Annotated in this window: 11 protein-coding genes; 3 read left to right on the forward strand and 8 right to left on the reverse strand. The window is 57.6% G+C overall.

Annotation, left to right across the window (positions count from 1 at the left end):
* Positions 1-15 precede the first annotated feature (15 nt).
* From ETAA8_RS04980 to ETAA8_RS04995, 4 genes are all read right to left on the reverse strand, one after another.
* Entirely contained in the window at positions 16-963 is a 948-nt protein-coding gene (locus tag ETAA8_RS04980; protein ID WP_145085763.1) for a DUF4261 domain-containing protein, read from the reverse strand.
* Positions 964-1,004: 41 nt separating this feature from the next.
* Positions 1,005-1,655 (reverse strand): hypothetical protein, encoded by a 651-nt coding sequence (locus ETAA8_RS04985; RefSeq protein ID WP_145085766.1) that lies wholly within the window; start codon positions 1,653-1,655, stop codon positions 1,005-1,007.
* A 123-nt stretch (positions 1,656-1,778) separates the two neighbouring features.
* Complete coding sequence (locus tag ETAA8_RS04990; protein ID WP_145085769.1) at positions 1,779-2,009, reverse strand: hypothetical protein; 231 nt, start codon at positions 2,007-2,009, stop codon at positions 1,779-1,781.
* Between the two features lie 9 nt (positions 2,010-2,018).
* Positions 2,019-2,390 carry a hypothetical protein gene (locus ETAA8_RS04995; RefSeq protein WP_145085772.1) on the reverse strand — a complete coding sequence of 124 codons (372 nt, stop codon included), beginning with the start codon at positions 2,388-2,390 and terminating at the stop codon, positions 2,019-2,021.
* A 204-nt stretch (positions 2,391-2,594) separates the two neighbouring features.
* Between ETAA8_RS04995 and ETAA8_RS05000 the strand changes: the two genes are divergently transcribed.
* Positions 2,595-2,993 carry a hypothetical protein gene (locus ETAA8_RS05000; RefSeq protein ID WP_145085775.1) on the forward strand — a complete coding sequence of 133 codons (399 nt, stop codon included), beginning with the start codon at positions 2,595-2,597 and terminating at the stop codon, positions 2,991-2,993.
* 550 nt (positions 2,994-3,543) lie between these two features.
* Here ETAA8_RS05000 and ETAA8_RS05005 read toward each other — a convergent pair.
* Positions 3,544-4,758 carry an inositol-3-phosphate synthase gene (locus tag ETAA8_RS05005; RefSeq protein WP_145085778.1) on the reverse strand — a complete coding sequence of 405 codons (1,215 nt, stop codon included), beginning with the start codon at positions 4,756-4,758 and terminating at the stop codon, positions 3,544-3,546.
* A 173-nt stretch (positions 4,759-4,931) separates the two neighbouring features.
* On the opposite strand from ETAA8_RS05005, the gene ETAA8_RS05010 reads away from it, so the two are divergent.
* Positions 4,932-6,125, forward strand: coding sequence for an amino acid aminotransferase (locus tag ETAA8_RS05010; protein WP_145085781.1), 1,194 nt, complete (start codon positions 4,932-4,934; stop codon positions 6,123-6,125).
* Between the two features lie 31 nt (positions 6,126-6,156).
* Here the strand turns inward: ETAA8_RS05010 and ETAA8_RS05015 are convergent, their stop codons facing one another.
* Positions 6,157-7,068 (reverse strand): cyanophycinase, encoded by a 912-nt coding sequence (locus ETAA8_RS05015; protein ID WP_145085783.1) that lies wholly within the window; start codon positions 7,066-7,068, stop codon positions 6,157-6,159.
* 270 nt (positions 7,069-7,338) lie between these two features.
* Between ETAA8_RS05015 and ETAA8_RS05020 the strand changes: the two genes are divergently transcribed.
* The gene (locus ETAA8_RS05020) at positions 7,339-8,355 is read left to right on the forward strand and encodes a lactonase family protein (RefSeq protein ID WP_145085786.1); all 1,017 of its coding nucleotides are present in this window, start codon (positions 7,339-7,341) and stop codon (positions 8,353-8,355) included.
* 17 nt (positions 8,356-8,372) lie between these two features.
* Here the strand turns inward: ETAA8_RS05020 and ETAA8_RS05025 are convergent, their stop codons facing one another.
* Together ETAA8_RS05025 and ETAA8_RS05030 are read right to left on the reverse strand one after the other, a co-directional pair.
* Positions 8,373-9,761 (reverse strand): DUF1501 domain-containing protein, encoded by a 1,389-nt coding sequence (locus ETAA8_RS05025; RefSeq protein ID WP_145085789.1) that lies wholly within the window; start codon positions 9,759-9,761, stop codon positions 8,373-8,375.
* Positions 9,762-9,835: 74 nt separating this feature from the next.
* Positions 9,836-12,520, reverse strand: a complete 2,685-nt coding sequence (locus ETAA8_RS05030; RefSeq protein WP_145085792.1) for a PSD1 and planctomycete cytochrome C domain-containing protein — start codon at positions 12,518-12,520, stop codon at positions 9,836-9,838.
* Positions 12,521-12,633 lie beyond the last annotated feature (113 nt).

A 12,633-nucleotide genomic window follows, 5' to 3' on the forward strand; every position in this document is an offset into this window, starting at 1 on the left:
AACCCAGCGTTCGACTCACGAAGCTTCTTTTCGGTTCTTCAACTCCACGGGAGGAGTGGAACCATCGACAGGCAGCCAGCTAAGCACTGGCCGCGGCGGATCGGAAATTCCGTTTTCATACAGCCGCGCTTGCCAGCGAATATTGCCGGGGCCATCCATGGTGTCGCCCGGTTTGATGACGTTACGACCTTCAGTATGCAAGTAGAAGCTGATGTTGCGCAGGAAGTTGTCGATCTCGCTGGGGTCGTATTTTTTGACGAAGATCGCCTCGATATCGGGCAGGTCGAGTTGGCTGTTCCCCACGGTATCCATCAGCAGCCATTCGGACGAAATATTGAACAGCCGAATGTTCGACCAGAGGTCGAGGGGCAACACTTCGTTCTGATCGGCGAATTGCATGCTCTCTTGCATCCCCGCTTGATCGCGGAGGACTTCGCCATTGGGATTGAAATAACAGAGTGCAGTGGGCAGCGACAACAGCGCCTGGCAAATTCCGGTAACGTGTTCGAGTTCATCTACCGCATCGGCATCGGCGGCCATGACGGGAGCATCTGGCCCAGCCCCGAGAACGTACGAGCAGCGGACACGCATGAAGGCCCGATGATCGCCAACGATTGACTTCCCCGCTGGCCAGACCCAACTTTGCTGGGCCGCGCGCTGGAGTGAACCGGGGAAGGTGAAGGGGCCGAACTGTCCCATCGTCCAGCCGCCGAACAACTCGGGGTTCGCTTGGGGATCGCCCATGCCATCGGGCCAAGGCTTATTGACGATATCGACCAGCACCAGACCATTCACCTGCGGCCGGTATTTAACGAGCAAGCCATAGCCACCAAAAATCCACGACGGACCAGGATCGGTGCGGCGAATGACCTCGTAGCTGGCGAGCGCCCGTTCAATCTCTTCGACGGCAACTGCTTCGCTCAGCAGGATGCAGCCGCACTGAACGAAAATTCCTTTGGGCATGGTTGGCTCATTTCTAGGAGCAGTTTACTTCCACGGCCGCGCTACCAACGGAGCATGGTTTGCAGCGAGCGGACGACCCCATCGGGATCGCGATACAACCAGTAGGTCGCGTAACCAGCCAGCGCGAAGCCAAACAGCATCAGGCTGGCACCATAGGGATTGGGCGAACCATCGAGCTTGCGGAAGGCGCGATCGAGTTCGACTTCGAGTCGTCGCCAGCCGGCCAGGTTTTGATGCGGGCCCGCGGCAATGAGTTGCACGTTGCGAAACATCGAGGCGGGTTCCAGATGCAACTGCACACCCAGGTGCGGCAACACCAGAGCGTCGCCGGCCCACCGCGCTTCAGGATCAAGTTCCGTCACGACATCGCTCAACGCGGGGCGCAACTGCTCGCCCGTAATGTTGTAAATCACCAGCCGGGGGCGCATGAGGAGTACAAAGAGGACGAGCGACAACAGGTAAAGGGTGATGAGCATGGCCCAGGCCCATTGATGCAGATTGGCGGCTGCTGCTTCGGGCAGGAACAATTCCATCGGCCCGACGATGACGAAGCCAATGATGGCAATGCCCAGCGACATGGCATCGCGACCACCCGTGGTGATGAACGGCCGCCGGCGCAAATTGATGAGCCCCAGCAGCAGCAGGTAAACGCTCAGCGGCCCCACAGCGATGCAAAAGTGAAGGGGGTCCAAAGGCTCAGCGTCCAATGCAAAGGGCGGAGAAGTTTTCAGCAAGCTACAAACTATCCCGCGCGCCCAAAGCGGTCAATCGGACCCCGGCTGGGGGTCTTTGGCTAATTTGAATAGCTAGTCTGGTCACGGCCATGAATCTGGTCGCAGCTTCCGGTCAGCCTGCTCCAATGGCCAGAATAGTCTAGGCGCTAGTTTGACGCTGTTGACTCGGTAGTGATAGATGTGACAGTCGTGGCGGGAGGTGGAGTTCATTCTCCCGCGTGGCACCACCAGCGCCAGATAACTTCCGACGTACAAAGCCAGCAGCAGCAGCACGGCTGCGAAGATCGGCGCGGCTGAGCGGGTGGTGGGCATGGCTGGATTCTAAGTTTCGTCCTTGGGCGGAATGAGTTGACGCTCTTGTCGGTCCAATATCTTGTCCTGACGATCGGCCTGCGCTTCCCAACGTTCGATTAATTTCTGCATCCGGTCGGCCTGTTTGGCCGACTGTTCAAGCTGACGCTGCACTTCTACTTGCTGTTTCGCCGCGATCTCAGCTTGGCGCGTGGATTCTTGTATCTGCCGCTCAGATTCCACCAGCTGTTTCGCTGCCGCGTCGGATTGCACTGCACTTTCAGTTAACAGCCGTTCGTACTCAGGGTATCGCGTTCCGGTTGACGTATTTGCCGTACGACTCTCGCATCCGCAAGTGACCAACAGCAAACCGCCGAGCAGCAGGAAATGATGTGTTTGCATTGCGCAGCATCCTGTTCCAATCCAGGCCAAAAAACAAATGTACAAGTCAGTCTACCGCTGCCCGAAAACGAGACGCCAGCAGCGCGGCTGAGCGAGTGGTGGTCATGGCCGCATTCTAAGCTTCGTCGCATGGCCTCGCGAATCTAGCGGGGGCTTTTCGCAAGCGGCTAGAATGGGGCGGGGCTGGGAAGGAAGGCGGCTGAGATGAAGTTCACTTTGCGTGACGTTTTTTGGCTACTGCTAGTGATTGGGGTGGGCCTGGGCTGGTGGCTGCAAAGCAGACATTCTGCTCGCCTGGCAACAGAAGTTAGATACTGGAAATCCACCGCCCCGCCGATTGCTCTAGTCAATACACCGCTGGGGGAAGCGGTTACCCTGCTGATGTACAAGCACCAGATAAGTATCGACGTTGACTGGGCAACTCTGAGGAAAAATGGAATAACGTCACGGACGCCGATCACAAAAAATCTCGTGGACGGCAATCTGAGAAATCGGCTGGAATGGATTTTTGCAGACTTTGATCAAGCTGTGATCGTAACTCCAGTTTCTGAGAACAAGGTTCGATTGACATTCGAGCCGAGACTTACTTCAGATTCGAAATAGCTTGCCCCGTTGCCGCGACAGCAATCAAAAACTCCGACTGAAATACTATATAAATACTTGACAAGTGCGCACGACTATCCGACAATTCGAAGGACTGCTCTGGCAACTTGGTAGATGGAAGGCGCTTGCGCGCTGGGAGAGTTCGCGCCGGCGGGATGAAGCTCCTACTTAGCCCGACGCGTGAGCGAGGGAGCTATTGTGTTATCGCGTTCCGCTGCGAGGAACAGTTGTTCTTGATTTCCCCTCGCTGACGCGTCGGGCTATGTGAAAAGGCATCACTCTCCGCCCTGCTTCAGTATTCGCAACCACAGGTTTATCAACAAATAGGATGATTTCACGATTTGCAAATTGGACGCAATTCGTTGCCACAGAACGGCTTGATTGCGATGCACGCAAAAGGGGGGTGTTGATAAACCTCGCGGCCAAGATGGTGGGCCTCGTCGCGTGGAAGCTCAATCGACGTGGCCAGGAAATTAGCCGCGACTCAGGCCGCACCCAACGGCTTAGCGTGAAGGATTGCGACAGCAAAGTGCGAATTACGAAGCGAAACCTATTTCTTCGCTTCGACCTTTTCGGCCCAGGATTGCAGCATTTGGAACTGCTCGACGAAGTTGTGATTCGGCACGCCGATGGGGCTCTTGAAAAAGCTGGCCAGGAACGTGAGGAGTCCGCGGTCGCCGTTACGGTGGGCGCGTTCGGTCAGGCGGACGAGGTCGATCACCAGTGGCGCGGCGAGGAGTGAATCGGCACCTTGCCATTGGAAGGTCAGTACCATCGGCAGACCGAGGAAGCCTTGGAAGTGAATGTGATCCCAGGCTGTCTTCCAGTCGCCTAGGCTTTCGATGTATTCGATGCTGACGAGCGTTTGGGGCGAGTAGCCAAGAATTTGATGCAGGAGCCGATCTTTGCTGCGGACCTTGGTCTTCTTGTTTTCCGGATCGTCGAGGACTTTGCCATCGAGATTGCCGAAGATGTTATGGCCTACCCAACTCATCACGGGGAGGTTGCGAGCGGCGAACATCGGCGCGAGGACGCTCTTCATCAGCGTTTCGCCCGTTTTGCCATCGTGCCCCATGTGACAGGTGTCGCGCTCGATCGCCAGCTCTTGAATGGCAGCGGGAGCGGAGCCCAGCGAAGGAGTGAAGTTGACGAAAGGGATGCCCAGTTCGAGCGCGGCAATTGCATAGAGCGAACTGGCCGCGAGCGGGCAGGTCTTCTTATCGAGCGTTTTGGCCAGGTCTTTCCACTTGGCAGGAACCGTGGCTTCGTCGACCGGGGGCTCGGTCGAAGAGAGGTTCACGACCACGACCTGGTCGAGCTTGTTCTTTGTTTGGAATTCTTGGATGTCGGCCTGCACGCGGTCGATCGCGGCCCGCGGCGTTTCTTTGGCCTTGAGTTTGCGCAGGTCGTCGGTCGCCAGCTGTTCGATCTTGTTGCCGACGTTCCAGAGGGTGCCGGGCTTGATGTTCTTATCGATCTTGTCGAGATCCGGCTTGCACTTGGCGACCAGTTCGGCGTCGATCGCCTTGCTGACACGGACGAGTTGAACCACTTCGTCGTAGAGCGAGACTTCGCGGATCTCGTGGCCGCCGATGGTGAAATCACCGAAGCTGGCCAGATCGAGTCCGGCGAATTGCGGCAGTTGCGTCACCAGGCCATGGTTCGGCGCGAGCCCTTTTTTCAGTGCTACCAGGCCCACCGTGACAGTTGCAGCGACACCTCCCTTGGCGCCGATGATCCAAATACCGATTTTTCGCCGGGCCATGCAACCGTCAATCGAAAAGAGATGCGAGCAGGGGAGAGAGGCGGGGCCTACCGACCATCAGAACAGCGGGCTAGGATAATTGTCTTTGCCCTAGATGTCCAGCATGCAGGGCTTGCTTGCTGTGTTGTCAGGTTACTCTCCAGTTCATTTTTCAGCCTTTTACGGTCGCTGCCATGTTTGACTCTCTGCCGCTTGCCCCGCCCGATTCCATCCTTGGTTTGGGCGAAGCTTTCAAGAAAGACCCGAACCCGAACAAGATCAATTTGAGCGTCGGCGTCTACAAGGACGAACAGGGAAACACCCCCGTTTTGGCGTCGATCAAAGAGGCCGAGCGCCGGCTGCTCGAAGCCGAGAAGAGCAAAGGCTATCTCGCCATCGAAGGGCTGGCCGACTATGGCTCGCAGGTGCAGGCGATGCTCTTCGGCAAGTCGCACGAGATTGTCACCAGCAAGCGGGCGATCACGGCGCAAACGCCCGGTGGCACCGGTTCGCTGCGCGTGGCGGGCGACTTCTTACGCAAACATTTTCCGATGGCCAAGGTTTGGGTCAGCAAACCGACCTGGGCCAATCACACGGCCATCTTCGCCGCGGCTGGCCTGCAGACCGATGTCTACACCTATATCGCTGCCAACGGCCAAGGGCTCGATTTCGACGGCCTGATTGCGTCACTCGAAAAGATTCCCGCTGGCGATGTCGTCCTGCTGCACGCTTGTTGCCACAATCCTACGGGCATCGATCCCACTCCAGAACAATGGAAGAAAATCGCTGCTGTCGTGAAGAGCCGCGGCCTGTTGCCAATTGTTGACTTCGCCTATCAGGGCTTTGGCGATGGGCTGGAAGAAGACGCCGTCGGCCTGCGCGAGATCGTCGCGCAAGGGGTGGAAGTGCTGGTCTGCAGTTCGTTCTCGAAGAACTTCGGCCTGTATGGCGAACGCGTCGGCGCGCTGACGCTTGTCGCTAACTCGGCCGAAGCTGCCGAGCGGGCGTTGAGCCAGGTACGCATCAGCATTCGCACTAACTATTCGAACCCACCGACCCACGGTGGCGCTCTGGTCGCCGCAGTATTGAACGATGCAGCCCTGCGCCAGCAGTGGGAAGAAGAACTCGCCGCGATGCGGACCCGCATTCACAAAATGCGGCACCTGTTCGTCGCCGAGATGAAAAAGCTGAGGCCCGAAAAGGACTTCTCGTTTCTCATCAACCAGAAAGGGATGTTCTCCTACTCCGGGCTGACGAACCTGCAAGTCGACGAACTGCGCACCAAGTACGCCGTGTACGTCGTCGGCAATGGTGGCCGCATCAACGTCGCCGGCATGACCGAACAGAACATGCCAGCTTTGACCAAAGCGATTGCCGCGGTGCTGTAGACGTCACCGCAGCTGATTCTCTAAGGCTTGCTTACTTCTTCGCCAAGTTGGCGGGAAGTAGCTTCAGGCGGGATTCGACTTCATCCTTCGAGCGGATGATTTCGGCCTCTTCGCCACTGGCGAGGAGGTGGAGCGACATCGTGCGGTACTGATCGGGGACGATCACGGTCGCACGATTCTGACCGAGCACTCGCACGCGATTGGCCCGAATGATGAGCGCCGTTTGCTCATCGACGCCAAGGCCGATCTTTTGCGGATTCTGGCCCAACACGCCGAGCAACCGCGTGTGCCGCGAGCGCTCGGTGAAGTGTTGATCGACAACCGCCGACATCAACAGTCCAAAGCCCGCATCGGTCACCGCTTCGCGCGAGGTGCCATAGCGAATCATGGTTTCGGACATGATGGCAGCACCAGCGCTGGTTCCACCAATCACGCCGCCTCGTTCGAGCACGCGCTGCAGCTGCTGCTCGACGCGAGTTCCCTTGTAAAGATCGGCAAGGCGACCTTGTGCTCCGCCCGAGAGCCAAACACCTGTTGCCTCCGCGAGCGGACGAGCGAATTCTTCGCTATCGGCTTCTTCGCGTGTGCTGGCATGCACAAAGTGAAACGACTGGACTGGGTATCGCAACCAGCCATTGAAGCGATAATTGAGCGCTTCGAGATTGGCGTAAGGATACGCCGAGGGAATCAGCACCAGGCGACCACTGGGTCCGCCCGCGAGTTTGACAAACTCGTCGTAGACTTCTTCTGGCAACTGCCCGCCGCCGCAGACCATCAGGCTGCCGCCGCCGGAGATTGCGCCCCTGGGCAACCCCAAGATGTTGGGTGCCGACAAATCGATCACAGGGCCAGCTTCGTTTTCGCCACCCGAAAGCATTTGACTACTGCCAATTGCCAGCAGAGCGACGAGCCCAGCCAGCATTGCAAAAAGCCTGCACTGCATGAGTCCTCCTTGTTCGCCCGTTCTCAGCGATTGTAGCCCGATCCCCAAGCGCGCCTAGCCCAAACAACATTCGGGCGATCCTCACTGCTAGCGAAATGATGTTTGCGATTTACCGCCGCACTCGCCACAATTCAAAAGTCTGCGAACTCCACTATTTGGTGCGCTCTCCTGCTCTGACGAAAGGCAACCACTGTGAATGCACGAATCTGCCTCGCGGCATCTTTAATTTTTCTGGTAACAGGCTTTGCTCTCGGTTGGAGGATCGCTCCAATGCAGGCCGCCGAAACTTGCTTGTACATTTCGGACTCGGGTTCGCAATCGATCGTACACTATGACCTGGATGAACAGACCGGCAAGTTGAAGGAAGTCTCGCGGACAAATGTCGGCACCGCGCCGGGTTCGCTGGCCGTGCATTCCGAAAGTCGCACGTTGTTCGCTTCGCTGCGGACAAATGCCCGTATCGGTTCTTTCAAGATTGAAGCAAATGGCAAGCTCACGCCGATTAACGAAACCGGACTGGGAACCGGCGCGAACGCAGCCTACGTGGCCACCAATCGCAAGGGGAACTACTTGTTCGCGGCGTCGTACTCGGCAGGGCGCGTAACAGTACACGAAATTGCCAAGGCGGGGCAAATTGGTGACGCGCCGCTGCAAGAGGTGCTGACCGCGAAGACCGCGCACTCGACGATCCTTTCGCCAGATGAGAACTGGTTGTTCGTGCCGCACGTGGCACCAAATGCCATCTTTCAATTCAAGCTCGATGTGGCAAGTGGCAAACTAACCAAGCAAGAGTCTGCCGCAGGCGGCAAACCGGGTGCGGGGCCGCGGCACCTGGCGGTTCACCCCTCCGGTAAGTTTGCCTTCAGTTCCGATGAATCGGGGAGTAGTTGCACGCTCTATTCGCTGGATGCCGAGAAGGGACTCAAGCCGCTGCAAACGGTTTCGACCCTGCCCGAAGCGTATCAGGGGGGCAACTCGACCGCGGATGTACACGTCCATCCGAACGGTGAATTCGTATGGGTCTCAAATCGCGGGCACGACAGCCTGGCGGGCTTTCGCTTTGATGTAGCGACCGGCAAGTTGACCGCGATCGGCCAAACGCCGACTGAGAAGACGCCTCGCTCGTTCGGAATTACCCCGAGCGGCAAATATGTGTTCGCCGGCGGCGAAGGGACCGGCAAGCTTGCGGCCTACTCGGTCGATTCAAAGACCGGCAAACTAGAACGAACCGACACCTATGACGTAGGCAAGAGCCTCTCGTGGGTCGAAATCGTCACGCTGCCGTAAGTACGACCACAAGCAAGTTAGGCGAAGATCTCGCGGGTCACGTTCCCCGCGACATCGGTCAGGCGGAAGTTTCGACCGGCATAGCGATAGGTGAGGGCTTCGTGATCGAGCCCCATGAGCGCTAGGAGCGTCGCGTGGAGGTCGGTCATGTGCATCCGACCTTCGGTGGCATGAATGCCGTACTCGTCGGTGGCACCATACGAGAAGCCCTTCTTTACACCAGCACCGGCCAACCACATTGGATAGCCGGTAATGTTGTGATCGCGACCATCGGCACCCTGCGAAGTGGGTTGGCGTCCGAACTCGCTGCCGAAGATCACCAGCGTATCTTCGAGCATACCGCGCTGCTGCAAGTCGGTGAGTAGAGCAGCGGTCGGTTGGTCGGTCATGGCGCTATTGTTGATCAGCCCCTTGTGCAAATTATTGTGATGGTCCCAGCCAGGCTGGCAGATCTCCACAAAGCGAACACCAGCTTCACTCAAGCGGCGAGCCATCAAGCATTGGCGGGCAAAGCTACCAGCGGGCCCAGGCTTCACGCCATAAGCATCGAGCACGTGCTGCGGCTCTTGCGAGATATCGAGCAGCTCGGGCACTTTCCCTTGCATCTTGAAAGCCAATTCGTACGACTGGATCACCCCTTCAAGTTCATCGGGTTTGCTGGGGTTGTTTGCCAGATCGCGATTCATCGCTTGAATCAAATCGAGTTGCTTCCGCTGTAATTGGGTTGGAGTTTGGGCCTTGAGGTTCGGCACATAGCCCATGTCGTTGATCTTGGTCCCCTGATAGTGGGCGGGGAGGAACGCGCTGCCAAAATTCACTGCGCCGCCAAAGTTCGGTGGTGGGTTGATCGTGATATAACCCGGCAGATCCTGGTTCTCAGTTCCCAGCCCATACATGAGCCAGGCACCCATCGAAGGACGAGTCAGTTGCGCCAGCGCAGTGCCAGTATGCAGCTGAATCACGGCCTGCGGGTGGGCAGGAGTGTCGGTGTGCAGGCCGCGAAGGAAGCAGAGCTTATCGACTTGCTTGGCAAGGTGCGGAAAAAGTTCCGAGACCCAAGTTCCCGTTTCGCCATGCTGGGCGAATTTGAATTTCGAGGCTGTCAAAGTCCCGCCACCGGGACCAACCTTGCCGCCATCCTTTTGTAACTGCGGCTTGTACTCGAACGTATCCATCTGCGAGATACAGCCCTGCATAAAGCAGAAGATCACGCGCTTGGCCTTCGCTGCAAAATGCGGAGCCCGCGGCGCAAGTGGCTTTTCGGGATCGCGGGGTGATTCGCTGGCCGAGACGCGCGGAGCGCTGTTCCCTAACAATGCCTGCAGGGCGACATAGCCAAAACCGGCTCCAGCGGCTTGCAGCGATTGACGACGCGAGATCGGCGATTGAAAAAGTGGCAGTGACATATCGATCGATCCTTCGAGGTTTAATTCTCTTGGAGGGTCCACCGAGCGGACCGTAGTGAACGGACCAGCGAGGACTATTTCAGGTACCGGAACTCTGCGGAACCAAACAGGGCCTGGCAGAAACTGGCCCAAGCTGCGAGTTTGGGATCGCGCGGGCCTGAGACATCTTTGCGAACGGTCAGGTCGGTTTGATCGACGTTATCTGGATCCGCAGGTGCAGTCGATTTCTTCTTTGCAGTGCTGCTGCTGGCAGCATCCGTCACTTCGTCATTCGCCGACACCGCGGCCACCTGAACCTTGGAGGCAGGCTTTGAATTGGGGAAAACTTCCTGGGCTGTCTGTTCAAAGTCAATTAAGTAACTTTGAACGCGGGCGATCTCGGAATCACTGGCGGGGCGTCCTAAAACCAATTCATAAGCAAGCGATATCCGCTCCGCGTCGTCCGTGGTTTGCTGCTGGACTCGTACCGTCAATTCCATTGCCTGCTGCCGAACAAACGGATCGTTGAGTAAGTACAACGCCTGCGGTGCGACCGTGGTTGTGTCTCGAGCGCCACTCACCATGCCTTGCTCAGCTGGATCGAACACGGCCAGCGAAGTTGGCGTCAGCCCGCGGAGAAGTGGTAAGTAGACACTGCGATGTTTACTGGCGAGCGCTTCGTTGCCAATGGTTGCGGCTTCGGGCCCGTTGTTGCGAATCTCGGTGACCTTGAGATTCTTCGAAGTTGCGCTCGTCGGCCGCTGTGGATCGAGCGTGCTGGTGGCGACCAACGACGCATCGCGAATCTCTTCTGCGGTTAGTCGGCGGGGGTTATGACGCCACAGCAGTCGATTCGCGGGGTCAACGTTGCGATGAGCGGTCGTCTCTTGCGAACTAAGTTGATAGGTGCGGCTGAGCACAATCGACCGAACCAAATTCTTGACCGACCAGCCGTCGGAAACGAACCGCTGAGCTAGATGATCGAGCAGTTCTGGGTGCGACGGCGCTTCGCCGGTCACGCCGAAGTTATCGACGCTCTTCACCAACCCGTCGCCGAACAGCTTTTGCCAAACGCGATTGGCCATGACGCGACTGGTGAGTGGGTTCTCAGGGCTCGTCAGCCACAGAGCCAGTTCCAAGCGACCACTTTGTTCCACGTTCACCGGCTTGGCATTCGGCACATCGACCACCGAAAGAAAACCTCTCGGCACAACCGGGCCAAGCTTTTCGGCTTCGCCACGAATTCGAATTTCGGTGTCGGCAATTTGCTGGGAATCTCGCACGCCATAAGCAACGTGACCAAGAAGGGCGGGGTCAGACATCGCCTGCAGGTCTTGCTGCGCCTTATTGAATTTCTGACGCGCCACCAGCTTTTTCGGCCGGCCATCTTTAGCCTTTTCATTTCCTTCGGGCGAATTCTGCAATCGCTGAAATTCCTTGCGTGCCAATTCAAGATTTTCCTTGGCTTCGGCTTCTTTGGCACTAGGTTCGGCCGATTCAGCTGAGGCTGAAGAGATGGTCAGCAGCAGCGACTTGTCGTAATAGTCGAGTCCACCGCCACCCATCTTGTTGCGCAGGCCGCCGCACAAGTCGCTGCTTTGGAAGATTCCGGCGAGGGCATAGTAGTCGGCAGTTGGAATTGGATCGAACTTGTGATCGTGGCAGCGAGCACAACTGGCGGTTAGCGCCAAAACCGACCGAGTGACCGTGTCGATCTGCTCGTCGATGTTGTCCATGATGAAGCGGACTTTGAACCGCTGGTTCACATCTTTCACGCCCAGCGCGAGAAGACCCGTCGCAACAAGTTGCTCAGCCTTCTGCTCGGGCGAATCCGACGGCAGCAGGTCGCCGGCGATTTGTTCGCGAATGAACTGGTCGTAGGGTTTGTCGGCGTTGATCGAGTCGATAACGTAGTCGCGATAGCGCCAGGCATGCGGATACGGCAGATTGCGGGCCGAGCCGGTCGATTCTCCGTAACGAGCGACGTCGAGCCAGTGCCGGCCCCAACGCTCACCGAACGCAGGCGAAGCGAGTAGTCCATCCACCATCTTTTCGAAGGCCTGCGGCGAGTCATCGGCCAGGAACGCGGCAATTTGGTCCAGTGTCGGCGGTAGGCCGGTTAAGTCGAAGGTCACGCGGCGAATCAAATCACGCTTCTCGGCATCCGCAACGGGAGCGAGCTTGCTCTCTTCCAACTTGGCCAGCACATAGCGATCGAGTTCATCGCGGGGCCACGCCTGGCTCACGACCGAGGGGGGCGTTGTGCTCGTCAGCGGTTGCCAAGCCCAATGCGACTTCCGCAGCTCTTCATACTTGGCATTCGGCTTCGTCAAGTCAGCGGAGAACTCGGCCTTCGGCCAGGCAGCACCGTCGGTGATCCAGGTCGTCAGATCGGCAATCTGTTCGTCGGTCAGCCGCTTCTTCGGCGGCATTTCCAAGCCTTCGTAACGAACGGCTTGAATCAGCAAGCTGTCGCCTGGATTTCCCGGGACGATCGCTGCTCCACTAGCGCCACCCATTAACAGCCCGCCAAGATCGTCAACCCGCAAGCCACCCCTTGAGTTCGTTTCCGCCGAGTGGCAGCTATTACAATTGCTGACCAGGATCGGGCGGATCTTCTTTTCGAAAAATTCGACCTTCGCCGGATTCTCAGCGGCGGCCCGGGCGATCTTCTTCGCCTCGGCGGGGTCAGCCCACAGACTGCGGGAGCCTACACAAGCCAAACTTAGCAAAGCTGCTAAATGCAGAAGTAGTAGGCGGTTAGGATTGCGGGCAGGCATCGCACTATCCTTCATAACTCTCTGGGGCGAGTTCACCAGAACATTGGTGCCGACCCCTGGGGCAAGTTAACGATGATTTCGGTGGGACATTTATTGGCGGGAAACGCGGACTG

The sequence above is a fragment of the Anatilimnocola aggregata genome, assembly GCF_007747655.1.
GTDB lineage: Bacteria > Planctomycetota > Planctomycetia > Pirellulales > Pirellulaceae > Anatilimnocola > Anatilimnocola aggregata.

Bases quoted from the DNA above. Each gene is read 5' to 3' on its own strand.
- ETAA8_RS04980 (WP_145085763.1), bottom strand. From the start codon at position 963: ATGCCCAAAGGAATTTTCGTTCAGTGCGGCTGCATCCTGCTGAGCGAA.
- ETAA8_RS04990 (WP_145085769.1), bottom strand. From the start codon at position 2,009: ATGCCCACCACCCGCTCAGCCGCGCCGATCTTCGCAGCCGTGCTGCTG.
- ETAA8_RS04995 (WP_145085772.1), bottom strand. From the start codon at position 2,390: ATGCAAACACATCATTTCCTGCTGCTCGGCGGTTTGCTGTTGGTCACT.
- ETAA8_RS05000 (WP_145085775.1), top strand. From the start codon at position 2,595: ATGAAGTTCACTTTGCGTGACGTTTTTTGGCTACTGCTAGTGATTGGG.
- ETAA8_RS05005 (WP_145085778.1), bottom strand. From the start codon at position 4,758: ATGGCCCGGCGAAAAATCGGTATTTGGATCATCGGCGCCAAGGGAGGT.
- ETAA8_RS05010 (WP_145085781.1), top strand. From the start codon at position 4,932: ATGTTTGACTCTCTGCCGCTTGCCCCGCCCGATTCCATCCTTGGTTTG.
- ETAA8_RS05015 (WP_145085783.1), bottom strand. From the start codon at position 7,068: ATGCAGTGCAGGCTTTTTGCAATGCTGGCTGGGCTCGTCGCTCTGCTG.
- ETAA8_RS05020 (WP_145085786.1), top strand. From the start codon at position 7,339: ATGCAGGCCGCCGAAACTTGCTTGTACATTTCGGACTCGGGTTCGCAA.
- ETAA8_RS05025 (WP_145085789.1), bottom strand. From the start codon at position 9,761: ATGTCACTGCCACTTTTTCAATCGCCGATCTCGCGTCGTCAATCGCTG.
- ETAA8_RS05030 (WP_145085792.1), bottom strand. From the start codon at position 12,520: ATGCCTGCCCGCAATCCTAACCGCCTACTACTTCTGCATTTAGCAGCT.